The following is a 24,356-nucleotide window of genomic DNA, read 5'->3' as shown; positions in this document are numbered from 1 at the left end:
CAAGGGCTAGGACAGCAGCGAGGCCTCGGTCTCGACCTCCTCCTCGGGATCGAGCGGCAGGATGATCTTGAAGCGGGTGTTGCCCGGCTCGGACTCGACGCGGAGGTCGCCGTGGTGCTTCTTCACCACGATGCGCCAGGAGATGTCGAGCCCCAGGCCGGTGCCCTCGCCGATGGGCTTGGTCGTGAAGAACGGCTCGAAGATGCGGCGGCGGATCTCCGGCGGGATGCCGGGGCCGGTGTCGCCGATCTCGACGAGCGCGTACGCGCCGTCCCGCTTGGTCCGGATCGTCAGCGTGCCGTGCCCGCCCATCGCGCTGACCGCGTTGTCGATGATGTTCGTCCACACCTGGTTCAGCTCGGCGGCGTACGCCGGGATCGGTGGCAGCTCCGGGTCGAAGTCCTTCACGACGTCGTACCCCTGCAGCTTGCCCGACATCATCACCAGCGTGCTCTTCAGCAGTTCGCGAAGATCAACGGTCTGGTACGGCGCTCTGTCGATCTGGGAGTACTGCTTCGCTGCCCCGACCAACGTCGAGATGCGGGTGACGGAGTCGTCGATCTCGTTCATCAGCGACTCGGTGTCGATCGTGTACATCAGCCAGCGGACCGCGCCCTCGAGGTACGTCGGCCCGACCGCGGTCAGCACCTCCTCCATCCACGGCACGTCCAGCCCGGCCGCGGCGAGCACCGGCGCGACGTCCCAACTGGCCTGCACGTCGTGGTCGTCGAGCCAGTCGGTCAGCGCGTCCTCGGCGTCGGACAGGTCCATCGGCGAGATGTCCTTGTCCTTGTTCTTCTCCAGCCGCTCGACCGCATCGTCCTGCAGCGCGACGATCTGGTGCAGCTTGGTCGCGTCCAGGGTGCCGTCGGCGAGCATCGCCAGCTTGGATCGCATCCCGGAGACTCGCTGCCGCAGTGTCGCCGCAGCCCGGACCGCCGCGGCGGCCGGGTTGTTCAGCTCGTGGGTGAGACCGGCCGACAAGGAGCCGAGGGCAAGCAACCGCTCGCGCTCCCCCAGCGTCTCGTTGGTCCGGCGCATGCCCATCACGAAGCCCTCGATCAGGTGCACCGCCATCGGGAACCAGGTGTTCATCATCGTCGCCATCGTGTCGGCACCGATGACGAAGAACTCCGACGTCTCGGTCACCCGCATGGTCGCGGTGTAGGCCTTGCGGTCGGCGGCACCGAAGAACGCGTTGAACGCACCGGCGTAGACGCCACGCTGTGCGGTCCGGTTGATCTCCACCTCTTCGCCGTGCGACAGCTTGCACAGCCGGATCTCACCGGAGAGCAGGACGTAGCAGCAGGTCGCCGGGTCGCCCTCGTTGAACACGAGGCCCTCGGGGTAGGTCTCGACGTACCCGATGTCGGAAAGCCACTGCAACTGCTCGTCGGTGAGGCTCTCGAACAGGAAGAGCGTGCGCAGTTCGTCCGGGCTCAGCCGGCGCGCCTCGGTCTCGGCAGTCATCAGAGCATCTCCAGGTATCGGTGCACCAGTGTCACGGCCATCGCTCCGTCGCCGACCGCGGAGGCGACCCGCTTGACCGACTCCGCCCGTACGTCGCCGGCGGCGAACACGCCAGGCATGCTCGTCTCCAGGTGGTACGGCTCCCGGTCCAGCGCCCAGCCCGGCGGCTTGCCGCGCAGGTCAGGACCGGTGAGTACGAAACCGCGCTCGTCGCGGAGCAGGTCGCCGGGCAGCCAGTCCGTCCGTGGGGCCGCGCCGATGAACACGAACATCCACTCCGTGTCCACCTCGCGGCTCTCGCCGGTCGCACTGTTCTGCAGGATGACGCGCTCGAGATGCTCCGAGCCCTTGCAGGACACCACCTGCGTACAGGTGTGGACCTCGATGTTGTCGATGTCGTCGATCTGATTGATCAGGTACGACGACATCGTCGCCGTGAGCGATGGTCCTCTCACCAGCATATGCACGGTCTTGGCGTGTTTCGAGAAATACACCGCGGCCTGGCCGGCGGAGTTCGCCCCGCCGATGATGTAGACCTCCTGGCCGGTGCAGCTCGGGCCCTCGGTCGTGGCGGACCCGTAGTAGATCCCGCGGCCGCACAGGTCGTCGACGCCGGGCGCGTCCAGGTGCCGGTAGGCCACCCCGGTCGCCAGGATCACCGAGTGGGACGAGATCTCGCTGCCGTCGGAGAACATCAGCTTGCGGGCCGACCCGAGCGTCTCGAGGCCGACCACCTGACGGGCGGTCAGCAACTCCGCGCCGAACCGGACCGCCTGCCGCCGGGCCCGATCGGTCAACTGCGCCCCGGACACACCGTCCGGGAAGCCCAGGTAGTTCTCGATCCGGCTCGACTGGCCGGCCTGACCGCCGGTCGCCAACTGCTCGACGAGGACGGTCCGCAGTCCCTCACTGGCGCCGTACACAGCAGCGCCGAGGCCGGCCGGTCCGCCACCGACCACGACCAGGTCGTAGAAGTCCTTCGTCGGCGAGGTGGAGAGCCCCACCTTGTCGGCGAGCTCCGCCTCGCTCGGGGCGACCATCACCGTGCCGTCCGGGGTGATCACCACGGGCAGGGTCGAACCGTCGATCCCGGCCGCGTCGAGGAGGCGCTTGCTCTCCTCATCGTCGACGCTCAGCCAGCGGTACGGCACCGCGTTGCGGGCGAGGAAGTCGCGGGCCGTGAACGACGGCGCCGACCAGCGGTGACCGATCACCCGGGTCTCGTCGCTGGACGGCTCCGGGGTCGTCTTCCACAGGTCGAGCATCGCGTCGACGACCGGGTAGAGCTTCTCCTCCGGTGGGTTCCACGGTTTGAGCAGGTAGTGGTCGAGGTCGACCACGTTGATCGCCTGGATCGCGGCGTCGGTGTCGGCGTACGCCGTCAGCAGGACCCGGCGGGCGAGCGGGAACAGGTCCATCGCGGCCTCGAGGAACTCGATGCCGGACATCTGGGGCATCCGGTAGTCGGCGAGCAGCAGGGCGACCGGTTCGCCGCGCAGCTTGAGCTCGCGCAGGGCCTCCAGCGCCTGGGACGGGTGCTCGGCCCGGACGATGCGATTCTCCTCGCCGTACCGACGGCGAAGGTCACGGGCGATAGACCGGGAAACACCCGGATCGTCGTCCACGGTGAGGATCACCGGGCGGGTCGTCGACGCTGTCATGCCTCCTTCATACCAGCGCAACACCACAAAGCGGGATCGGTAATCCACAGGCACTGGCCCGGTTCGCGGGGCTGGTCACGAACCGGGCCGCCCGGGCGGGTCTCAGGGCAGGGCCGCGAGGTACGGCGCGTGGCTGTTCCGGAACTCCCAGTTGTTATAGCGGTCCCAGTTGATCGACCACGCCATCAGCCCGCGGAAGGCCGGTGAGGCACCTCCGCGAAGGCTGTAACCGCCGCAGTTCTGGCCCTTCACCAGGCAGTCGAGCGCTTGATGAACGGCTGCCGGGGCGGTGTAGCCGTTGCCCGCGCTGACCGCCGCCGGAAGCCCGAACCCGACCTGGTCCTCGCGCAGTCCGGGGAAGGTCTGACCGGTGTTGGCGACCGGGAACCCGGCCTTGACCATGTCGGTCATCGCGATGTGGAAATCGGCCCCACCCATGGTGTGGTACTGGTTGTCGAGCCCCATCACCGGACCGGCGTACCAGGAGCACTCGGAGCGCCCGGAGCACCGCCCGGACCATCCAGACTGATGTCGTCAGCCTGGTACGCCGGTTGGCCGTACCAGCCATGCACGTAGATCTGAGCCGACGTCTGACTGGCGCCAGTAGTAAAGGACAGCGTCAGCTGCGTGTAGCTGGCGGCAGACGGCGTCCAGGTCGACGTGCCGCCGGTGACGCCGAGGTAGACGTACGACCCCCGCACCCAGCCCGACAACGTGTACGACGTACTCGGCTGCACGGACACGGTCTGGCTGCACTGCGCGAAGTCGGAACTCGACACCGCTCCGTTCAGCGCGTGGCTGCCGCTGCGGACCGGATTGGTGACGACCGATCCGCCGGAGCAGGTCCAGCCACTCAGTGAGCCGGTCTCGAAGCCGGGATTGGACAGGATGTTCGCGGCCTGGGCCGGCACCGTGATGCCGGTCAGCAGGACCCCGACGACAACAACAAGCCATCGTGCGCGCATCGGACCTCCTCGAAGGTCCATTTAGTAGAGACGCTCCATAACTAGAGGTCAATGCGTCACCGGATCGGCTTCCCGACGTTGTCGGGAAGCCGCCTACGGTTGGGCCATGAGTCAGATCGACTGGGGCCTGGGTTCCTACGAGGCGACCGGGGCGGACCTGCTGCCTGCCGCGCGCGAGCTCGTCGACGCGGCTGCGATCCGGCCCGGCGAGCATGTGGTCGACATCGGTGCCGGGACCGGGAACGTCGCTCTGCTCGCCGCCGACCTCGGCGCGCGGGTCACCGCGGTGGAGTCGGCCGCGCGGCTGCGCGAGGTCATCCGGGAAGTGTCCGGGGAGCGCGACGTGACGGTCGTCGACGGCACCGCCGCGTCGATTCCACTCGCCGACGGCTCGGCCGACGTCCTGCTGTCCAACTTCGCCGTCATCTTCGCGCCCGACCCAGCCGCGGCAATGGCCGAGATGGCCCGGGTGGCCGGACCGCAGGGCCGGATCCTCCTCACCAGTTGGCTGCCCGGCGACATCGAGGAGGTGATCGGGCTCCTCGTTCGCGCCGTGCGCGACCTGACCGGCGATGGTGGCTCGGCGCAGGGCCGCGTGGGCTGGCATGGCCCGGACGTCCTGAACGACCTGCTGGGCGAGCACGGCTTCGAGGTCTCCGCCACCACGAACGACCTGATCATCACGACCTCGTCCCCGCAGGAGTACTGGCAGACCCGGATCGCCGACCATCCACTCGGCGTCACCACGTTCCCGATGCTCGAGCAGGCGGGCCGGCTGGACGAGGTCCGTGCCCGGACGATCGACGTACTCACCGAGCGCTGGACCGGCACGTCCGGTGAGGTGCGGCTGCCGGCGCAGTACCTGCTCGCGGTAGCCACGCGCTGATCCCCTGCTGTTTGGCAGGTTTTCGCCAGCGGCTAGTTGAAGCCAAAACAGTGTGGTCGGCGCCGTGGGTTGGCAGGCTCTTCCGCGTCCGGGCTCGGGGGCGGGCGGCCGGGGCGACAGCCGCGGTCAGGACCTGAGGGACGCACATCCGCCCGTCCCTCCAGCACTGGAGGAATCGCGTGAACCACCTGTCCTTGCGTCGACGGACCGCGCTGATCGCGGCCGCCGTCCTCAGCACCGCCGCCTTCGCGGCGCCGGCCGGGAACGCCGTCACCACGACTCCCGCGCCCGGCTCGCCGCCACCGGACGATCTCGCCACCTCGATGCGACTGCCCCACTTCGCCCCCGGCCGGTACGTCGTGACGCTGGCCGACCAGCCACTGGCGACGTACTCCGGTGGTGTGGCCGGGCTGAAGGCCACCAAGCCGGCCAAGGGCCACAAGGTCGACACCGCGAACCCCGACTCGAAGCGCTACAGCAACTGGCTCGACAGCCGCCACAACACGGTCGCCGCGACGGTCGGCGCGAAGGCGACCCGGCACTACTCGACCGCGGTCAACGCATTCGCCGCCAACCTGAGCAGCCGGCAGGTCAGCGAGCTCAGCAAGACACCGGGCGTCATCGCGGTCACTCCGGACCAGTTGCACCAGGCCCTGGACGACAAGACGCCCACCGACTTCCTCAAACTGTCCGGCGAGAACGGCGTCTGGTCCGCGCTCGGCGGCAACGCCGAAGCCGGCAAGGGCGTCGTGGTCGGCGTCGTCGACACCGGCATCTGGCCGGAGAGCGCCTCACTGTCCGGACCGGAGCTGGACACCAAGCCCGCCACTGCGGCCGACCCGTACCGGCCGTACCGCTCCGGCGACAACATCGTCATGCACAAGGCCGACGGCAACGACTTCACCGGTTCCTGCGAGGCCGGCGAGGACTTCACCGCCGACCTGTGCAACACCAAGCTCATCAGCGCCAAGTACTTCGGCGACGCCTGGCTCGGCGCCACTCCGCCCGAGGCCCGCGCCGACTACGCCTCCCCGCGCGACGGTGAAGGACACGGCACGCACACCGCGACCACTGCGGCCGGCCGCGCCGGTGTGGACGTTGCGGAGAGCGGCATCAACTTCGGCACGATCTCCGGCGTCGCACCGGCCGCCAAGATCGCCGTCTACAAGGCGTTGTGGACCGGCAAGGGCGGTGTCGGCTCGGGCGGCTACACGTCCGACATCCTCGCCGCGATCGACCAGGCTGTCGCCGACGGCGTCGACGTGATCAACTACTCGGTCGGCTCGATCTTCGAGTCCGCACACACGGACCCGGTACAGCTCGCCTTCCTGTCCGCGGCCTCCGCCGGCATCTTCGTCTCCGCAGCGGGCGGCAACTCCGGTCCGGAGCCGTCATCGCTCGACAACACCTCTCCGTGGGTGACCACGGTCGGCGCGAGCACAGTGGCGCCGTACGACGCGACTGTGGTCCTCGGCAACGGCGAGAAGTACGCCGGGCTGAGCACCTCCATCGCCGCGACGGTCGGCCCCAAGTCGCTCGTCACTGGTGCTGCCTCCCGTGTGGAGTCGGCGACCGAGTACGACGGTTCGCAGTGTCTGCCGAACACGCTCGACTCGGCCAAGGCCGCCGGGAACATCGTGGTGTGCGACAGAGGCGTCGGAGCCCGGGTCGACAAGTCGGCCGAGGTCAAGCGCGCAGGTGGCGTCGGCATGGTGCTGCTGAACCTGACCGACCAGGACATGGTGGCTGACTCGCACGCGGTACCGACCGTGCACCTCAACACCCCGGGCTCGCTGTCTGTGAAGGCGTACGCCGGTACTGCCGGAGCCACCGCGCAGCTTGTGCCCGGCAACCTGACGGCACAGACCACGCCGTACCCACAGATGGCGGACTTCTCCTCGCGCGGCCCGTCGCTGTCGAGCCATGGCGACCTGCTGAAGCCGGACCTTGCCGCGCCGGGTGTGAACGTCCTGGCCGCGGTGGCACCGCCCAGCAACGGCGGACACAGCTACGCCTTCCTCTCCGGTACGTCGATGGCCGCACCGCACATCGCCGGCCTGGCTGCTCTCTACCTGGCCAAGCACCCTGACTGGACTCCGATGATGGTCAAGTCGGCGCTCATGACGACCACCAGCGACGTCAAGACCGCCAGCGGCGCCGTCGACAACGATCCGTTCGCGCGAGGCGCCGGTGAGGTCCAGCCGTCGCGCATGCTCGACCCGGGTCTCGTCTACGACTCCGGTGACGTCGACTGGCTCGGCTATCTGGAGGGCAGCGGTGTCAACACCGGCACCGGCGTACCCGCGATCGACCCCAGCAACTACAACGCACCGTCGATCGCCGTCGGCGAGCTGGTCGGCACGCAGACTGTCACCCGCCGCGTCACCGCGGTGAAGGGCGGTCTGTACCGCGCGACCGTGTCCGTCCCCGGCATGAAGGCTGTCGTCACTCCGTCGATCCTGAACCTGCAGGCCGGCCAGACGAAGTCCTTCACCGTCAAGCTGACCCAGGACACGGCCCCGTCGCACGACACAACCAGCGGCTGGCTGACCTGGCAGGGTGCCGGTACGTCGGTCCGCAGCCCGATCGCGGTCGTCCCGACCTCGGTCATCGCACCGACCAACGTCACCGGCTCCGGCGCGGCCGGCTCGGTCTCCTTCGACGTCACGGCCGGCACAGCCGGTACGCCGATCCGCGCGTACGGCTTCGCGTCGGCCCCCCAGGTCCCGGGCGAGGTACCGGCGGGAGCTGCTGACGCGGACCTGCCGAACTACCCGGTCACCGTGACCGCCGGCACCAAGGCTGTGCAGTGGAACATCAAGACGGTCGACCCGGCCGGCAGCATCTGGATGGTGCTCTACAAGGTCGTGAACGGCCAGATGCAACTGCTCTCTTTCGAAGGCACCGGGGCGAACCAGGCCTCCGCGACGGTGGCAGCTCCCTCGCCCGGCGTCTGGGGTGTGCTCGCTATCACCCTGTCGAACCCGCCGGGTGCCGACACCACGAAGTACACAATGCAGACCAACGTCGTGACCGGTGGCAACGCCCTCAGGGTGACGCCGTCGGTGGCACCGGCCGCCGGCAAGCCGTTCCAGGTCACGGCGTCCTGGTCGGGAGTCCGCACTGATCAGCGCTCCACCGGGTTCGTCGAGTTCCCGAACCGCGCCGGGACGGTGGTGACGGTGAACTAGATCCAGCGGCGGCGGGCGGCTTGAACGCCCGCCTGGAACCGGGTCTGCGCGCCGAGCGACTCCATCAGCGCGCGGACCCGGCGCTGGGTCGTCCGCGGACTGATCCGCAACCGCCGGCTGATCATGTCGTCGGTCGCGCCACCCGCGAGCAACAGCAGGATGTCCCGGTCCGGCGCCCGCAGCGCCGGCACCTCGCCGTTCGCCAGGAGCGCCGGCATCGGGATCGCCAGGGCCCACAGCATCTCGAACGTCGCGATCAACCCGTCCAGCAGTCCGGACGACCGGATCAGCAGGTTGGACTCGGCCGGCGCCCGCTTGGTCAGCCCGATCAGCGCGGTGTCGTCGTCGCCGACCGCCATCTTCATCGGGACCTGCGCCAGCACCCGGCCGACCTCGCCCGCCGCCTGTAACTCCGGCAGCACGCCCATGATGTCCTCGGACTCGAACACCTCGGTGCCGTAGATCGCCCGGTACTCGATCCCGTCGGCGAGCCGCTCCAGCTCCAGCCTCTGCTGGGTGGACGGCGGCGTCGCGTACGGCGGCCGGTCCAGCACCCGGACCTGGCGGGTGGAGTTCCTCTGCAGGTCCTCGTACGCCCGCAGGAGCGTCGGACCGTCCTCGATCAGCTCGATCTGATTGCCCTCCAGCACCGGAGTCCCGCGGGCACCACGCAGTTCGTCGGCGACACCCCGCAGCCGCGCCAACTGGGCATCCAACTCGTCCAGCGGATCAACAACCTCGTCCGCCACCATCGCCATCCCTCCACCCGGCCGAACCCAAACGAACTCACACTAAACCGGATCAGCGCAGGGGCACCCGGTCAGGGACCGCAGCTGAGACAAGGCCACAGCTGGCCGCAGCGCGAACACAGGCCGTCCAGCCCCGGCGCCGGCAACCACACGGTCTCCACCGAGTCCTCGCGCCAGACCGCTTGACCCGTGGCCGGCGCGGCACTGGCCCGTGTCGTCGCCGTGGCCGACGTGGTCCGGGCCGGTGTCGTGGCCGTGGCCCGGGCCGGCTTGGCCGGGAACCAGTGGACCTGGGTGCGTCCACCGGCACCGTGAACCGCCAGCAGAGCCTCGATCCCACCGTCCCAGGTGGACGTTCCGGACAAGCGGCCGCGCCACCGGAGGGCGACGGTGCCGTCGGACCACTCCACACCTTCGGCCAGGGTGCCTGTGCCGCGCACGCCGGAGACGTCGGTGTGGCGTACCAACCGGAAGAGGCGAGCCTGCCGCTGCATCGTGTTCACCTCTGCAGAATCGCCCAGCACGCGCTGCCCACAACAGGTGTGGTCTGTGGGCTGTGAGAACAGCCCACACCCCCTCACAACCGGCCGAACTGCTGGGACTGGTTTTGTCGGTGGGGGCTTGTAGTTTCTGGACACGCACCGCAACCACCAGGTGTGGCAGTGAGCGGACGGGGGTGATCCTGTGGCTGAGGCAGCGCCTGTATCAGGGTTCGGCCGGGAGTTGCGGCAGTGCAGGCAGGCGGCCGGCTTGAGTCTGCGGCAGCTGGCAGCGCGGGTCGGCTACGACCACAGCTACTTGTCGCAGGTGGAGCGTGGCCGGAGACCAGGCTCTGCCGACCTGGCCCGTTTCTGCGATCGCGAGCTCGGCACCGGCAGCCGGCTGACCGGGACCTACCTGCGGGCACACCCCGAGCGGCCTGCAGCAGTGCGTCCGGTCGTCTCCGGTCCACCGGCCGCTTCGTTGGCGGCGGTGTGGGACGGGCTGACCAGCGCTCTCGCCGGCGTGGACCGCGTGGAGGCGACTGGCGACGTTCGCACTGTTCCGCCGGCACGGCTGCTGCCGGAGCTCCTGGCAGACCTTCAGCTACTGCAGGCACAGGGACAGGACGGATTCGGAGTACGGGCGGCCGAGCTGAGCGTCCTGGTCGCCGAGACACTGACCGGGCTTGGCGAGCTGCGCGCGGCGAGGCGTTGGTGGTCGGCGGGCCGAGCGTTCGCGGACAGCTCCGGCGAGGTTTCGATGCGGAGCCTGGTGCGCGCGAGGGAGGGCATCAGCGGGCTCGCGGAGCGGCGACCGCTGCCGCAGCTGCTGGAGCTGGCGGAGGAGTCCTTGGCGCTCGCACAGCAGATCCCGGCCAGCGGCGTACAGGCCCATGCTGTGCGGGCGCGGGTGCTGGCCCAGCTGGGCCGACGGTCCGAAGCACACCGTGCCCTGCAGGAGCTGCTGAACTGTTCCGATGTGTTGCCCCCGGCAACCACGAGTCCTCTGGGCGACCTCGCGGCGTACGAGGTGCATGCCGCGGAGGGCAGAGTCTGCGCGAGCCTGGGGTACGGGACTGCGGGCTGCTTGATGCTGGGGCGCGCACTGGAGCTGTGCCCCGAGCAGAGAGTCGCAGAGCGGGCGCAGTTGGAGTTGGCGCTGGCCGAGTGCCTGGCCTTGGAAGGTGAGGTCGCGGCTGGTCTGGCGCTGGCCATGCGGGAGCTGGTCGAGCTCCCGGATGAGTGGCACACCTATTACCTGTACGACGAGGCCCGCCGAGTGCTGGCCGCTGCGAGGGACCGGGAGCCGGGGCTGGCGGCAGTGCGGGATCTGGAGGTTCTGGTGGAGCGGCGTACGTACGCGACCGGCCGCAGTGTGGGCAGCGGGTCGTGGTGAGGCAGGACCCGGGAGTAGCGTGCAGCGGGTGACGAGTGAAACGCAGAGCACGACGGTGACCAGCGGGTGGGACTTCGCGGTCGAGTTGCGGAGTGATCCGGCGAGTGCGGAGGCGCGCTCGGCGATCCTGGCCAAGCCTGCCTTCGGGCAGTCGTTCACGGACCACATGGTGGTAGCCAACTGGACGGACGACCGGGGCTGGCACGACCCGAAGGTCACGGCGTTCGCACCGCTCAGTGTGAGCCCGGCTGCCGCCGTACTGCACTACACACAGGAGATCTTCGAGGGTCTGAAGGCGTACCGGCATGCCGACGGGTCGGTGTGGGCGTTCCGCCCGGATCGCAACGCGACTCGGTTCCTCAAGAGCGCTGAGCGCCTCGCACTGCCGCAGGTGCCGGAGGAGGCGTTCATCTCCGCCCTGCGTGCGCTGGTGACGGTCGACGAGCCGTGGGTGCCGTCCGCCGAGGACGGCGAGACCAGCCTGTACTTGCGCCCGTACATGATCGCCACCGAGGCGGCGCTGAGCGTGCGACCGGCACGCGAGGTGCTGTTCGGAGTCATCGCATCGCCGGCGGGCCCGTACTTCGACACCGGTCCCAAGCCGGTCTCCATCTGGCTGACCACCTCGACCATCCGCGCGACGCCCGGTGGCACCGGCGCGGCCAAGTGCGGCGGCAACTACGCGGCCAGCCTGGCCGGTCTGGCCGAGGCTGTGGCCAACGGTTGCGAGCAGGTCGCCTTCGTCGATGCCGCCGAGCACAAGTGGCTCGAGGAGATCGGCAGCATGAACATGTTCTTCGTGTACGCCGACGGCCGCATCGCGACCCCGGAGCTGAACGGATCGATCCTCGAAGGAGTCACCCGCGCCTCGGTGCTGGAGCTGGCCGCCGATCTCGGGCACGCGGTCGAGGAGCGCCGGATCTCCGCGGACGAGTGGAAGGACGGCGTACGCAGCGGTGAGATCACCGAGGTGTTCGCCTCCGGCACCGCCGCGGTGATCACCCCGATCGGCCGCGTCGCCTGGCCCGACGGCGACCTGACCATCGGCGACCACACCGTCGACCTCGGCGTAGGCCCAGTCACCAAGTCCATCCGCACCACTCTCCTCGACCTGCAGTACGGCCGCACCCCCGACCCCCGAGCCTGGCTCACGCGTCTGGCCTAGATACCTGCCGTTTGTCCCCGGTGGCGGTTAGGTTGACGTCATGGCTGAGTCCAAGGGGAAGGCGACGTCTCCGGCGGTTGAGTTGGAGGTGGGCGAGCGGACGGTGCGGATCTCGAATCCGGATCGGGTGTACTTTCCTGCCCGCGGGGAGACGAAGCTCGATCTGGTGAAGTACTACCTGTCGGTGGGTGACGGGATCGTCCGCGCGCTGCGGGAGCGGCCGTGCATGCTGCACCGGTTCCCGGAGGGCGTCGCCGGCGAGAAGGTGCACCAGAAGCGGCTGCCGCACGGCGCGCCGCCGTGGATGGAGACCGTCCGGGTGAAGTTCCCGCGGTACAACCGGACCGCCGACGAGCTGTGCGTGACCGAGATCGCGCACGTGGCCTGGGCGGTGCAGATGTCCACCGTCGAGTTCCACCCGTGGAACTCCCGCCGCGCCGACACCGAGAAGCCGGACGAGTGGCGGATCGACCTCGACCCGATGCCGGACTGCCCCTTCGACCGGGTACGCCGGGTCGCCCACGTCGCGCACGAGGTCCTCGACGACCTCGGTGCGGTCGGTTATCCGAAAACGTCAGGCGGGTCGGGGATCCACATCTACGTCCGGGTCGAGCCGGCGTACGGATTCTCCGACGTACGCCGGGCCGCCCTGGCGTTCGCGCGGGAGGTCGAGCGACGCGCACCGGACGATGTGACGACGACGTGGTGGCGCAAGGACCGCGACCCGAAGAAGCTGTTCGTCGACTTCAACCAGAACGCGCGCGACCACACGATCGCGGCCGCGTACTCGGTCCGCGGTAACCCTGAGGGCACAGTCTCGACCCCGATCCGCTGGGACGAGGTGGACGACGTGGAGCCGCGCGAGTTCACCATCGAGACAGTGCCGGCCCGCTTCGCCGAGCTCGGCGACCTGCACGAGACGATCGACGACAACGTCTACTCCCTCGACACCCTGCTCGAGTGGGCCGCCCGCGACGAACGCGAAGGCGCCGAGGAGCCACCTCCGCCGGAGGACTAGCCACCGGCTCGCCGCGTGGAGCGACCCGGACCTGCCCCACTCACCAACGTCCTCGGTTCTGCCGCGTCAGCTCACGCCCCAGCCTGACCGACGAGGAGCTGACGTACTTGGTGAGTGCCACAGGTCCGCCGCGGCTACTGCCTCCCGGCCAGGCCGTGGTGGAGGAGGTTCGTGAGGGTGTCGATGGCGGTTTCGTCCGGGATGGTCTGGCCGTTGGCGGCATTGACGACCAGCCAGGTGTAGGCGAAGCCTTCCATCAGCGCGTTCATCGCGGAGATCTGCACGAGCAGTTCGGCCGGTGGATTCGGCAGATGGGCGAAGTGCTCGATCATGTGGGTGTCGTCGTCGGCCATGATCTGCTGCAGCCGCCGGCCGAGCTCCGGGTCGACCATCGCGGCCTGTTTCACCGCGATCATCTCCGGCAGATGCTGCTGATAGAACTGCCAGAACGCGGCCACGTGCCAGCGGATCGCTGAGATCTTGCTGAAGTCCGCGTCATGGCCGGCGACGTCGACGATCGTTTCGTCGGCCTCCGCGAGCATGTCCCTGAGCAGCGCCTCGAGCAGTTCCTCCTTGCCCGCGAAGTGGTTGTAGAAGGATCCCGTCGCCCGGCCCGCGGCCGCGGTGATGTCGGTGATCTTCGTGTTCAGGTACCCGCGCTCGGCGAACACCTCCCGGGCCGCCTGCTTCAGCGCTGCCCCGGTCCCGGCCGCCCGTTCCCGGCGGCTCACCGTGTCGGTCACGACAACCTCCTTGACACCGAACCCTAGTCACGTTCATAGTGAATCTAAATTCAGTGAATCATAATTCAGTCAAGGAGACCAGATCATGACAGTTCTGATCGCAGGGGCGGGCCCGACCGGATTGACGGTGGCGATCGACCTGGCCCGGCGTGGCATCGCCGTCCGGCTGATCGACAAGGCGACCGAGTTCTTCAACGGCTCGCGCGGCGACGGTCTGCAGCCACGGACCCTCGAGGTGTTCGACGACCTCGGGGTCATCGACGAGATCCTGCGGCAGGGCCGGTCGCTTCCGACCATGAAGATCTATCTGGACGGCACGCCGGTCGACGAGCGCCGGATGGCACCGATCCTCGAGCCCACCCCGGACATCCCGTACCCGAACGCCTGGATGCTCGGCCAGTCGCGCACCGAGAAGATCCTGCGCGACAAGCTCGCCGAGTACGGCGTTCAGGTCGAACTGGACACCGCGATCGTCGGGTTCACCCAGGACTCCGACTCGGTGACCGCCGAACTCTCCACCGGCGAGATGGTCGAGGCGCAGTACCTGGTCGGTGCCGACGGCGGCCGGAGCTTCGTCCGCAAGCACCTCGGGATCGCCTTCGAGGGCACCACCGACGAGTCGATCCGCACCCTCCTGGGGGACGTCGCGGCCGACGGCCTGAACCACGACTCCGGCTACTGGTTCGCCGGTAAGGACAACCCGATGTCGGGGATCGCCCTGACACCGCTGGCGGGCGGGGACCAGTTCCAGTTCGGCGCCCCGCTCGACTCCGACGACGCCGACACCTCGCTGGAGGGCCTGCAGGCGCTGGTCGATCGGTACGCCGGTCCGGGCGTGGCGAAGCTGCGGGATCTGACCTGGTCGACCGTCTGGCGGCCGAACGTCCGGTTGGCCGAGCGATTCCGGGTCGGCCGGGTCTTCATCGCCGGCGACGCCGCGCACGTGCACCCGCCGACCGGTGGTCAGGGCCTCAACACCGGCGTCCAGGACGCGTACAACCTCGGCTGGAAGCTGGCCGACGGACGCGAAGAAGTGCTGGCGACGTACGAGACCGAGCGCCGGACCAACGCGGCTCGCGTGCTCGGGATCAGCGGAGATCTGATGCAGAAGCATGTCGACGGCGACGAGTCGGCGATGGAGCGCGGCGAGAACACTCGCCAGCTCGACGTCTCCTGCCGCGACCTCTCGGACACTCGCGCCATCACCTCCGGCGACCGCGCACCGGACGCGCCGCTGGTAGATGCCTCGGGCAACAAGCTGCGCCTGTTCGACCTCTTCCGCGGCCCGCACACCACCCTGCTCCGGTTCTCCCCCACCACCCCGTCGACCGACGAGCACACCGTCGACATCGGTCGCGACGGCAGCGCGGCGTACACCAGCCCCGCGGCCTTCACCCACTACCACGCCCAGGACGGCGGCGAGATCCTCGTCCGCTCGGACGGCTACCTCGCCTAGGATCGCTGGGATGGAGACCCTGGACTCGGCCGCCGCCTACGACCGCGCCGTCGGCCTCGCGACTCGGGGGCGGCGGCAGATCCTGGGGATCACCGGAGCTCCCGCGGCCGGCAAGTCGACGTACGCCGAGCAGCTGACCGCGAAGCTGGTCGGTGACGGGCACCGGGTCGCGCTGGTGCCGATGGACGGCTACCACCTCGCGCAATCGGTCCTGGACGAGCTCGGACTGACCGAAGTGAAAGGTGCGCCGCACACTTTCGACGGGTACGGGTTCGTTGCCTTGCTCAAGAGGTTGAAGGAGTCACCGGACGAGCAGATCTGGGCGCCGCGCTTCGACCGCGGGCTGGAGGATTCGATTGCCGCCAGCATCGGAGTCGGACCCGACGTCACCCTGGTCGTGACCGAAGGCAACTACCTGCTCTTCGACCAGCAACCCTGGGCAACCCTCCGCACACTGCTCGACCAGTGCTGGTACGTCGAGGTGCCCGAACAACTGCGGCACGAACGGCTCGAGGCGCGGCACCGGCGGTACGGCAGGTCGGCCCAGGAAGCGCACGAGCGCACCTTCGGCACCGACGAACGCAACGCTCGCCTGATCGCAGCGACCGCGCCGGCGGCGGACGCGGCCATTCACTTGTCCTGACAGACCCGGTCGATGAAGGCCGCCACACCATCCAGGTAGAGCTGCAGACCGAAATCGAAGTCCTGGTCGCTCTCGTCCTCGAAATTGCCCACCTCGTCGAAGACGCCGGCCTCGACCAGGCGGGCGACGGCCGGGTACTGCCGCGGGTCGGCCACCTGCCTGAGGGTGGCACCGAACTGCTGGAACGCCGCCGGATTCTCGTCGTACCCCGCGGCCAGGTCGAAGGCGACCCGGACCTGACCCTGCACGTAGGTGATCAGGCCCATCACCACACCGACCTTCGCCTCCTCCGGCAAGCCGGTGCCGTTCAGTACGCCGAGCGCGGCGTCGAACCAGGCGAGGTTGTTCGGGCCGGCCGGCGGACCGGAGATCGGGATCTTCGCGTACCACCGGTGTTTGCGGATGGCGGCCAGCACGTTGTCCGCCCAGAACGTCAGCCCGGTCCGCCAGTCGACCCCCTCGGGCATCGGGTCCGGGCGCTCGATCGCCGCGTCCGACATCAGCACGAGCAGGTCGTCCTTGCTCTTCACATGCCGGTAGAGCGCCATGGTCGAGTTGCCGAGTCGCTCGGCGACACGTGCCATCGAGACCGCACCCAGATCGTTCTCCGCATCAGCGATCTCGATCGCGGCCCGGACGATGTCGTCGAGGGACAGCGACGGCTTCGGTCCCCGCCGCGGCGCCTCCCGCAACCGCCACATCAGTGCCACGTCCGGGGGCAACTCGTTCTTCTCCACCGCCTCAGTTTAGGGCTTGCGGAGCGATATAGCGTACCTGCTACGCTATTTAGCGTATTCGATACGCAGTAAGGGGGGGACGATGATCGTCGAGGCAGCCGGACTGCGGAAGTCCTTCGGCGTTACCGAGGTGCTCAGCGGGGTCGACCTGCGGGTGCCGGAGGGGTCCGTGCACGCTCTGCTCGGGCCGAACGGCGCCGGCAAGACCACCATCGTGCGGATCCTGACCACGCTGACCAGACCGGACGACGGCGGAGCGACCATCGGCGGGTACGACGTCCTGCGCGAGCCGGCCCTGGTTCGCGGGGTGATCAGCCTGACCGGGCAGTACGCCGCGGTGGACGAGAACCAGACCGGCCGGGAGAACCTGGTCATGGTGGGACGGTTGATGCATCTGGGCCGGCCCGCCGCACGTCGACGTACCGGCGAACTGCTGGAGCGGTTCGGGCTGACCGACGCGATGGACCGGCGGGTGAAGACGTACTCCGGCGGGATGCGGCGGCGGCTCGATCTGGCCATGAGCCTGATCGCACGGCCGCGGGTGATCTTCCTGGACGAGCCGACCACCGGACTCGACCCGGCCAGCCGGTCGACGATGTGGGACGTGATCGGTGAACTGGTCCGGGACGGGACCACGATCCTGCTCACCACGCAGTACCTCGAGGAGGCGGACCGGCTGGCCGACCGGATCGTGCTGCTCGACCATGGCCGGATCGTCGCCACCGGCACCGCCGACGAACTCAAGACCCAGATCGGCGGCGAACGCATCGAGCTCCGCTTCGCCGACGAGGTGCAGTTGCTCAAGGCAACCGGAGTACTGGACGGCGTCGCCGACGATCTCGTGCTGAACATTCCGTCCGACGGTACGGCGGCCCATCTGCACCACGTGCTCGACGTACTGCGCGACAACGGTCTGCAGCCGGAGCGCGTCTCGTCGCACCGGCCGACCCTCGACGACGTCTTCCTCGCCCTCACCGCCTAGGAGTTCGCCATGTCTCACCACGGAGTCGCCGCCGCGTTCTCGGACACGGTGACGATGATCGACCGCAGTGTCCGGCTGTCCCGGCGCAACGTCGAGACGTTGTTCGTCTCGATCCTGCTCCCACTGCTGATGATGTGCCTGTTCGTGTATGTCTTCGGTGGCGCGATCAGCACCGGCACGGAGTACATCAACTATGTCGTGCCGGGCATCCTCCTGCTGACCACCGGGTACGGCGCTTCGTCGACGGCGATGGTGGTCGCGGACGACATGCACAGCGGAATGATCGACCGCCTGCGCTCGTTGCCGATCCGCAGTTTCGCCGTGCTGACCGGACACGTCACCGCGAGTGTCGCCCGTAACTCCGTGTCGACGGCGATCGTCGTACTCGCGTCACTGGCGATGGGGTTCCGGCCTTCGGCGAACGCCGGCGAATGGCTGGCCGCGATCGGCTTGCTCCTTCTCTACGTGCTCGCGCTGTCGTGGCTGGCGGCCGGTCTCGGCGTGATCGCCAAGTCGGTGGAGTCGGCCAGCACGTTGAGCTTCTTCATGTTGTTCCTGCCCTACCTGAGCAGTGCGTTCGTCCAGCCGGAGACGATGCCGTCATGGTTGCGGCCGATCAGTGAACACCAGCCGATCACGCCGGTGATCGAGACCGTGCGCAGCTTTCTGATCGGCGCACCACTGGGGAACAACGGCTGGATCGCGCTCGCGTGGTGTTGTGGTCTACTCCTGTTCTCGTTCATGTTGGCGACGTCTTTGTACCGGCGCCGGACGAGCCGCTGATCGCAAGTTCCACTCCGTTGACCGAAACGTGTTCGAAAGGATTCGGACCTGACCCCTCGCTCGGGTTAGTGTCGAAGTCCCCCCCAACGTGTGGTGGTCCCACTCCCCCCGGGACCCACACGGACAAGCGCCCCGGTCATTGACCGGGGCGCTTCGTTTTGTCAGAAGACGAGCAGCGTTTTCAGCACATGACCGGCAGCGCGTGCAGGCCGCGTGTGCGGATCGAGTCCCGCCAGCGCAGGTCACTCCGCGGCACGCCGAGGTGCAGACCGGGCACGTGATCCAGCAGCGCCTCCAGCGCGATCGCGATCTCCAACCGCGCCAACGGCGCACCGAGGCAGTAGTGAATCCCGTGCCCCAGAGCGAGGTGTCCGCCGACCGCGCGATCGAAGTCGACCCGGTCCGGATCAGGAAAGCGTTCCGCGTCCCGGTTCGCCGACGAGATCCCGAGCAGGACCGTCTCCCCCGCCGGAATCACCACGCCATCGATCTCCACGTCCTCGACCGGAAACCGCCTGATCGCCAGCGGCGCCGGGCCGTCGTACCGCATCAACTCGTCGACCGCGGCCGGGAGCTGCGACCGGTCGGACCGCAGCCGCTCCCACAAGGCCGGCTCGTCGAGCAGTGCGAGCGTCGCGTTCCCGATCAGGTGGACGACGTTCTCGTACCCGGCGAACAGGATCAGGAAGATCAGCGAGGTCAGCTCGTCGTCGCTGAGCCGGTCGTCGTCGTCCCGGGCGGCGATCAGGTCACTGACCAGGTCGTCACCCGGGACCGACCGCTTGCCCTCGATCAGTCCGGCGAAGAACCGCAGCATCGCCCCGATCGCGGCGCGCGCCTCGTCCGGTCCTGGCGGCGCGAGCATCGTGTCCGTCCACGCGCGGAAGTCGGTGCGCGCATCCTCGGGTACGCCGAGCAGGTCGCAGATCACCGTGATCGGCAGCGGCGCCGCGTACTCCGCGACCAGGTCGGCCTGCCCGCGACGTACGACGGGAGCCAGCAGTTCGTCCGCGGTACGGCGGATGGGCGCGGCAAGCGACTCGATCCGGCCTGGCGTGAAGGCGCGGGTGACGAGGGAGCGGATCCGGGTGTGGTCCGGCGGGTCCATGTTGAGCAGGTTGGCGTCGAGGGCGGGCGGCAGGTTGAGGCCGCGGTAGTTGCCGGGGACGGCGTTGCACTTGTCGACGGACAGCCGCGGATCCGCGAGTGCCCGGCGGACGTCGTCGTACCGGGTGACGAGCCAGGAAGGGCTGCCGTCGGGGCCGGCGACACGGTGCACGGGTCCGGATCGGCGGAGGGCGGAGTAGGCGGCGTACGGATCGCTCGGAGTGATCGTCACCGGCCCAAAATACCGGCAGAAAAGTTTGTCGACGTGTGTCGAATCCGGGCCCTCTTCTCCGACGTATCAGTGAGAGCGACCAAAGGAGAGGGTCAGAATGAACACCACCGCCACCACCGACAGCACCGTCCGCACCATGATCGTCACCATGCTCGCCGAGGGCAGCCCGGTCTGGTACGTCGCCGGCATGGTCAACATGCGAAGCCACGACGTCTACGTGATCGGCCGCGCGGCCGGCTACCCGGACAAGGCCCAACTGCGCCGGGCCGTGTGGGCCGCCAAGAACCGCACCCGCGTCCCGCAAGCTGCCTGACACCCGCTCAGGTCGCTCCACAAACACCGTCGGCCGCTGCTGTCCCCGGACAGCAGCGGCCGACGTCTGTTCTCACCGGGCGAAGCCGGCGCGCAGGGCCGGACCGTTCACGACGACGGCTACCGGCACCATGGCGAGCGCGCAGACGGCCTGCATCGCCGCGAACCACCCCGGGCACAGCCCCGGGATCAGGTCGACCCCGATGATCGCGATCGGCATCACGATCGAGATGACCCGGATGCGGACGTACGCCCACCGCGCCCCGCGGGCGGCCCTGGTGAGAAGCCAGTAGGCCACGACGGACGTCACGAGCACTGTGCAGGACCGGCCCCACAGGAAGCCAGGCACCACCTGATGTCTGGCCGCGCGGTCCACGATCGTGGCGACGACGACCCCGGCGAGCAGGCCGTACAGGATGACGAACCCTTTGGCCCGGTTGAAGGCTTCGAGCTGCTTCTGACTGGTAAGAGTTGGCATGTCCTAGACGCTAGAAACCGCAGGTGGGGCACGGTATGTGGCTGACCGCACGGTTGGGTGGGGCTAGCCCTACTTCCACTCGGATTGCGCCGATTTCACGCTTTCGGTGGTGCACAGTGGCAGGACCAAGCCGTAGTGAGAAGGAGATTTCCGATGTCGTGGGTTGCGAGTGCCTGCGTAGGGTTCGTCCGGTCGTGCATCGTCCTGGTCGTCAGCATGCTGGTGCCTGCCGTCTGGGCTGCCGGGGTGGCGGTGGCGATCTGGTGGCGGAGCCCCTGGACGTGGATCGTGCCGTTCGTCTGGGCCGGCCTCGGCACTCTCCTGCTGATCCGGCCGGTCGCCGGGATGGTCCGGTCGTTGCTGGCGCGGTGGACTGGCACGGTGATCCCGGACGGGTACCGGGAGCTGGGGCCGGTGACGCAACTGTCCACCGGCTTCTGGTGGAACGGTCACTCGTACGAGAAGACGCGCCGGGATGCCGAGAAGGACCTGCGGCTGCGTGTGCGGTGGACCGACCCGGCGAACTGGCGTGATCTGAGGTGCTTGGCGATCCTCGCGGTCACCGCCGGCCTGACCGCGGCGGTTCCGCCGGCTGGGATCGTCGCCGCCGTCCTCGGATTCACCCAGTCGATGCCTGTGCTCGGAGTGGCCGGACTGGTCGTGGCGGTCGCCAGTGCGCCGTACGCCTGGCGCCCGTTCGCGCCGATCGCCGTACGCTTCCTGCGTCCGACGCCGTCGATGGCTCTGGCGAACCGGGTCGACGAGCTGACCGCGCAGCGGGCCGACGCGACGGTTGCCCAAGCTGCGGAGATCCGCCGGATCGAGCGAGACCTGCACGACGGAGCGCAGGCGCGCCTGGTGTCGCTCGGGCTCTCGCTGGCGACCGCGGAGAAGCTGATGGAGACCGACCCCCGTGCGGCGAAGGCACTGCTGAAGGACGCCCGGGTCGGCGCGGCCACGTCGCTGTCCGAGCTCCGCGAACTGGTCCGCGGCATCAACCCACCGGTGCTGAACGAGCGCGGACTGGTCGACGCCGTACGGGCCCTGGCGCTGGACACCCCTCTGGAGACGACCGTCAACGCAGGCGGCGAACTGCGGCTGGATCCGCCGATCGAGTCCGCTCTGTACTTCGGGATCGCCGAACTGCTGACCAACGCGGTCAAGCACGCGCAGGCGGATCACGCGGAGATCGCGATCTCCCATGACGGCACCGGCATCGTCGTACTGATCGAGGACGACGGCCGTGGCGGTGCCCGGATCGAGGACGCGGGCGGCCTCGCGGGACTGCGCCGGCGGCTCGCGGCGTTCGACGGCACCCTGGAGCTGACCAGCCCGAACGGCGGCCCGACTCGTGCGAGGATGACTGTGCCATGCGAATCCTTGTAGCCGAAGACCTCTACCTGCTGCGGGACGGCATGGTCCGTCTGCTCGAGGCCTACGGGCACGAGGTGGTGGCGACCGCGACCACCGGTCCCGAGACCCTCGATGGACTGCGGAAGTGGCGGCCGGATGTCTCCGTGATCGACGTACGGATGCCACCGACGCAGACGGACGAGGGTCTGAAGGCCGCGCTGGCCGCCCGCCGCGAGGTCCCAGGGCTACCGGTCCTGATCCTGTCGCAGCATGTCGAGCAGCTCTATGCGCGTGAGCTCCTGACCGACGACTCTAGCGGTGTCGGGTACCTGCTCAAGGAGAGCGTGTTCGAGGCCGATCAGTTCATCGACGCCCTCGAACGGGTCGCGGCCGGCGGGACGGCCCTGGATCCGGCCGTCGTCGCCAAGCTGCTGTCCAGCGGTACGTCGAGCAAGCGCCTCGACCGGCTCACCGAGCGCGAGCTGTCCGTGCTCGGTCTGATGGCCGAGGGGCTTTCCAACCAGGCGATCTGTCAACGCCTGTTCATCAGCGAGAGCGCCGTCAGCAAGTACACGACGTCACTGTTCGGCAAGCTGGGCCTCGCCGACGACGACACCAGCAACCGCCGGGTGATGGCCGTACTCGCCTACCTCGGACTCACCGGCTCCTGAGCCCGGATCTTCAGCTGATCCGCGAAGAAGCGTTCGACGGTGGGCAGGATCTTGCGGCCGGAGTGGGCGGCGCCCTCGACCAGGTCGAACGTGATGTCGAGGCCGTGCGACCGGTAGTTCCGCTCCAGGGTGCGCAGGCGCTCGATCCGTGTGGTGCCGGTGAGCTCGGCGCCGTCCATCCAGTTGGACTCGCCAGGGTTCATGATCTCCCAGCTCTCCACGTCCTCGGAGCCGACGACGAGCTGGATCGGCACCCGGCGGAGCGCGTCGAAGTCGATCGGATGACCGAACTTCTCCTCGAACCCTTTCGTCCCGAGCCACCACGGCAGCGTGTCGTCCAGCTGGGTGATCCGGCCGGGCGCACCGATCGACGCGGCGGCCAGACGCTCCGGGTGCAGGTAGAGGAACCGGTGCGTGAACTGCCCGCCACCGGAGAAGCCGTGCAGGTAGAAGTGCTCGGCCGCCACCGGGAACCGGTCCGCCACTTCGTCCACGATCGCCAGCAGCATCCGGTCGAACCGGATCCCCTGGTACTCGATGAACTTGAAGTTGTGCAGGTCGTTCGGGTCGACCAGACCGGCCGGGAAGATCGGCGTCAGCACCACGACGCCCTGCGCTTCGGCGAACTCCTCCAGCTGGTTGCGGTACGTCGCCGCCGACCGAGCGGTCCCGTGCTGGACCACCATGAGCGGCGCGCGGTCGTCGTTGGTCAGCCGCTGCGGCACGTACAGGCAGTAGTGCAGCCGCGGGTCCACCTGGGACGCGAAGATCGGGGTCTTGCCCCGCTGGTAGACGGTCGAGGTGTTCGCCATGGACTTCCTTCGGTGGGTCTACGATGTGTTACCGAACTCAGAGTCTTGGATGATTCGTTACAGCCGCCACGGGATCGGATAATACACAGATGGCCGATGATGTAACAGGGGTTACACGGAATCCGGCGCTGGCCGACCTGCGTCGCCGGATCCGGGACCACTGGGACGAGTTCACGCCCGCGTCCCGCGCGGTCTGCCGGTCGCTGTCGGAGATCTCGCCGGAGCGACTGCTCTACCTGTCCGCGCAGGAACTCGGCCAGGCGAGCAAGACCAGCAACGCCACGGTGATCCGCACCCTGCAGTCCCTCGGGTACGCCGGTCTGGCCGAGCTGAAGGACCGGGTGGCGACGCCGTTCCGATCGACGACCCGGCGGGAGGAACGGCTGCGGGACCGGATGGAGGCCACCGGCGGCGACCCCAAGCACGTGTGGGACCGGGTCATCACGGAGTCGATCGAGCGGATCGAGTTCCTGAACCAGCACATGGCGATGGACAAGTACCAGGAAGCGGTCCGCCTGATGCTGGACGCGCGCGAGTTGGCGATCTACGGGTTCGGCGCGAACTACGTGGCGGCGGAGTACCTGATGCTGAAGCTGCGGCGGTTCGGCCTGCGCAGCCGGTGCATCCGGACAGCCGGGTTCCAGCTCGCCGACGACCTGCTCGGCATCGGGTCCGCGGACGTGGTGATCGTGATCGCGCCGGGCCGGCTCATCATCGACGGCGAGGTCGTGATCGACCGGGCCAGGGCGGTCGGCGCCGGGATCATCCTGCTCAGCGAGGAGCACGTGGCCGAGCGGCTGGCGAACGACGTGACGGTGGCGATCCACGTGCCGAACACGGTCACTGGGATCACCGCGGAGATGCTGACGACGATCGTCACCGCGGACGCCCTGGCGCAGGCGGTGGCCGCAGCGGATGCGGAGCGCACGCTGGAGACGTCGCACACGCTGGAGTCCCTGCGGCAGCAACTAGGTTTCTGACCGGGCTGTTCCTTTTTTTGCGACTCTTCAGCGATCTCAGATTGCGACGACCGGGCGGGTGCGGTCACCGATAGCATCGACCCG

General features: G+C 68.6%; 24 protein-coding genes. 13 read left to right on the top strand and 11 right to left on the bottom strand.

The window, feature by feature from the left end; all coding sequences use genetic code 11:
* Positions 1-6: 6 nt before the first annotated feature.
* The 4 genes from OG817_RS03010 to OG817_RS02995 all read right to left on the bottom strand — a co-directional run bounded on the left by OG817_RS03010 (position 7) and on the right by OG817_RS02995 (position 4,096).
* The gene (locus tag OG817_RS03010; protein WP_406051966.1) at positions 7-1,470 is read right to left on the bottom strand and encodes an ATP-binding protein; all 1,464 of its coding nucleotides are present in this window, start codon (positions 1,468-1,470) and stop codon (positions 7-9) included.
* Positions 1,470-3,131, bottom strand: a complete 1,662-nt coding sequence (locus tag OG817_RS03005; RefSeq protein WP_406051965.1) for an FAD-dependent oxidoreductase — start codon at positions 3,129-3,131, stop codon at positions 1,470-1,472. Before OG817_RS03005 ends, OG817_RS03010 begins: the two co-directional genes overlap by 1 nt.
* 102 nt (positions 3,132-3,233) lie before the next feature.
* Entirely contained in the window at positions 3,234-3,596 is a 363-nt protein-coding gene (locus tag OG817_RS03000) for a hypothetical protein (RefSeq protein ID WP_406051963.1), read from the bottom strand.
* A complete protein-coding gene (locus OG817_RS02995; protein WP_406051962.1) occupies positions 3,596-4,096 on the bottom strand; it encodes a carbohydrate binding domain-containing protein in 501 nt (166 codons plus the stop codon). The genes OG817_RS03000 and OG817_RS02995 overlap by 1 nt, the downstream gene beginning before the upstream one ends.
* Before the next feature lie 106 nt (positions 4,097-4,202).
* Between OG817_RS02995 and OG817_RS02990 the strand changes: the two genes are divergently transcribed.
* Complete coding sequence (locus tag OG817_RS02990; RefSeq protein WP_406051960.1) at positions 4,203-4,982, top strand: class I SAM-dependent methyltransferase; 780 nt, start codon at positions 4,203-4,205, stop codon at positions 4,980-4,982.
* A gap of 179 nt (positions 4,983-5,161) precedes the next feature.
* Complete coding sequence (locus tag OG817_RS02985) at positions 5,162-8,173, top strand: S8 family serine peptidase (protein WP_406051958.1); 3,012 nt, start codon at positions 5,162-5,164, stop codon at positions 8,171-8,173.
* Here OG817_RS02985 and OG817_RS02980 read toward each other — a convergent pair.
* Entirely contained in the window at positions 8,170-8,931 is a 762-nt protein-coding gene (locus OG817_RS02980) for a hypothetical protein (RefSeq protein ID WP_406051957.1), read from the bottom strand. The genes OG817_RS02985 and OG817_RS02980 overlap by 4 nt on opposite strands.
* 62 nt (positions 8,932-8,993) lie before the next feature.
* The gene (locus OG817_RS02975) at positions 8,994-9,425 is read right to left on the bottom strand and encodes a hypothetical protein (RefSeq protein ID WP_406051956.1); all 432 of its coding nucleotides are present in this window, start codon (positions 9,423-9,425) and stop codon (positions 8,994-8,996) included.
* A gap of 181 nt (positions 9,426-9,606) precedes the next feature.
* Here OG817_RS02975 and OG817_RS02970 point away from each other — a divergent pair, with 181 nt between their 5' ends.
* Genes OG817_RS02970 through ligD form a run of 3 tightly spaced genes read left to right on the top strand, consistent with a single transcriptional unit; the run spans position 9,607 to position 12,983 of the window.
* Positions 9,607-10,800, top strand: a complete 1,194-nt coding sequence (locus OG817_RS02970; protein WP_406051955.1) for a helix-turn-helix domain-containing protein — start codon at positions 9,607-9,609, stop codon at positions 10,798-10,800.
* A 19-nt stretch (positions 10,801-10,819) separates the two neighbouring features.
* Positions 10,820-11,965: a branched-chain amino acid aminotransferase gene (locus OG817_RS02965; RefSeq protein WP_406051954.1), complete on the top strand. Its 1,146-nt coding sequence runs from the start codon at positions 10,820-10,822 to the stop codon at positions 11,963-11,965.
* A 40-nt stretch (positions 11,966-12,005) separates the two neighbouring features.
* Positions 12,006-12,983 (top strand): non-homologous end-joining DNA ligase, encoded by a 978-nt coding sequence (gene ligD / locus OG817_RS02960; protein ID WP_406051953.1) that lies wholly within the window; start codon positions 12,006-12,008, stop codon positions 12,981-12,983.
* A 134-nt stretch (positions 12,984-13,117) separates the two neighbouring features.
* Here the strand turns inward: ligD and OG817_RS02955 are convergent, their stop codons facing one another.
* Positions 13,118-13,726, bottom strand: a complete 609-nt coding sequence (locus OG817_RS02955) for a TetR/AcrR family transcriptional regulator (RefSeq protein ID WP_406051952.1) — start codon at positions 13,724-13,726, stop codon at positions 13,118-13,120.
* Between the two features lie 85 nt (positions 13,727-13,811).
* Between OG817_RS02955 and OG817_RS02950 the strand changes: the two genes are divergently transcribed.
* Both OG817_RS02950 and OG817_RS02945 read left to right on the top strand, forming a co-directional pair.
* Positions 13,812-15,182 carry an FAD-dependent monooxygenase gene (locus OG817_RS02950; protein ID WP_406051951.1) on the top strand — a complete coding sequence of 457 codons (1,371 nt, stop codon included), beginning with the start codon at positions 13,812-13,814 and terminating at the stop codon, positions 15,180-15,182.
* A 10-nt stretch (positions 15,183-15,192) separates the two neighbouring features.
* A complete protein-coding gene (locus tag OG817_RS02945) occupies positions 15,193-15,825 on the top strand; it encodes a nucleoside/nucleotide kinase family protein (protein ID WP_406051950.1) in 633 nt (210 codons plus the stop codon).
* Here the strand turns inward: OG817_RS02945 and OG817_RS02940 are convergent.
* Positions 15,813-16,562: a TetR/AcrR family transcriptional regulator gene (locus OG817_RS02940; protein WP_406051949.1), complete on the bottom strand. Its 750-nt coding sequence runs from the start codon at positions 16,560-16,562 to the stop codon at positions 15,813-15,815. The genes OG817_RS02945 and OG817_RS02940 overlap by 13 nt on opposite strands.
* An 82-nt stretch (positions 16,563-16,644) precedes the next feature.
* On the opposite strand from OG817_RS02940, the gene OG817_RS02935 reads away from it, so the two are divergent.
* Positions 16,645-17,544 (top strand): ATP-binding cassette domain-containing protein, encoded by a 900-nt coding sequence (locus tag OG817_RS02935; RefSeq protein WP_406051947.1) that lies wholly within the window; start codon positions 16,645-16,647, stop codon positions 17,542-17,544.
* A gap of 9 nt (positions 17,545-17,553) precedes the next feature.
* On the top strand, positions 17,554-18,327 hold the full coding sequence (locus tag OG817_RS02930; protein ID WP_406051946.1) for an ABC transporter permease: 774 nt from the start codon (positions 17,554-17,556) through the stop codon (positions 18,325-18,327).
* A 181-nt stretch (positions 18,328-18,508) separates the two neighbouring features.
* On the opposite strand, the gene OG817_RS02925 is transcribed toward OG817_RS02930, so the two are convergent.
* On the bottom strand, positions 18,509-19,666 hold the full coding sequence (locus OG817_RS02925) for a cytochrome P450 (protein WP_406051944.1): 1,158 nt from the start codon (positions 19,664-19,666) through the stop codon (positions 18,509-18,511).
* A 97-nt stretch (positions 19,667-19,763) separates the two neighbouring features.
* Between OG817_RS02925 and OG817_RS02920 the strand changes: the two genes are divergently transcribed.
* Positions 19,764-19,979, top strand: a complete 216-nt coding sequence (locus tag OG817_RS02920) for a hypothetical protein (RefSeq protein WP_360458253.1) — start codon at positions 19,764-19,766, stop codon at positions 19,977-19,979.
* 72 nt (positions 19,980-20,051) lie between these two features.
* Here OG817_RS02920 and OG817_RS02915 read toward each other — a convergent pair whose 3' ends face one another.
* The gene (locus OG817_RS02915) at positions 20,052-20,456 is read right to left on the bottom strand and encodes a hypothetical protein (protein ID WP_406051942.1); all 405 of its coding nucleotides are present in this window, start codon (positions 20,454-20,456) and stop codon (positions 20,052-20,054) included.
* 153 nt (positions 20,457-20,609) lie between these two features.
* Between OG817_RS02915 and OG817_RS02910 the strand changes: the two genes are divergently transcribed.
* Both OG817_RS02910 and OG817_RS02905 read left to right on the top strand, forming a co-directional pair.
* Positions 20,610-21,842 (top strand): histidine kinase, encoded by a 1,233-nt coding sequence (locus tag OG817_RS02910; RefSeq protein ID WP_406051941.1) that lies wholly within the window; start codon positions 20,610-20,612, stop codon positions 21,840-21,842.
* Positions 21,827-22,480: a response regulator gene (locus tag OG817_RS02905; RefSeq protein ID WP_406051940.1), complete on the top strand. Its 654-nt coding sequence runs from the start codon at positions 21,827-21,829 to the stop codon at positions 22,478-22,480. The genes OG817_RS02910 and OG817_RS02905 overlap by 16 nt, the downstream gene beginning before the upstream one ends.
* On the opposite strand, the gene OG817_RS02900 is transcribed toward OG817_RS02905, so the two are convergent.
* Entirely contained in the window at positions 22,456-23,292 is an 837-nt protein-coding gene (locus OG817_RS02900) for an alpha/beta hydrolase (RefSeq protein WP_406051938.1), read from the bottom strand. The two genes, OG817_RS02905 and OG817_RS02900, sit on opposite strands and share 25 nt — an antisense overlap.
* Positions 23,293-23,381: 89 nt before the next feature.
* Here OG817_RS02900 and OG817_RS02895 point away from each other — a divergent pair, with 89 nt between their 5' ends.
* Positions 23,382-24,272: a MurR/RpiR family transcriptional regulator gene (locus tag OG817_RS02895; RefSeq protein WP_406051937.1), complete on the top strand. Its 891-nt coding sequence runs from the start codon at positions 23,382-23,384 to the stop codon at positions 24,270-24,272.
* The last annotated feature ends 84 nt before the right edge of the window (positions 24,273-24,356 follow it).

Source organism: Kribbella sp. NBC_00889, from assembly GCF_045207705.1.
GTDB lineage: Bacteria > Actinomycetota > Actinomycetes > Propionibacteriales > Kribbellaceae > Kribbella.
The sequence above is the reverse complement of the archived record's forward strand: the minus strand, read 5'-3'. Positions and strand labels throughout refer to the sequence as shown.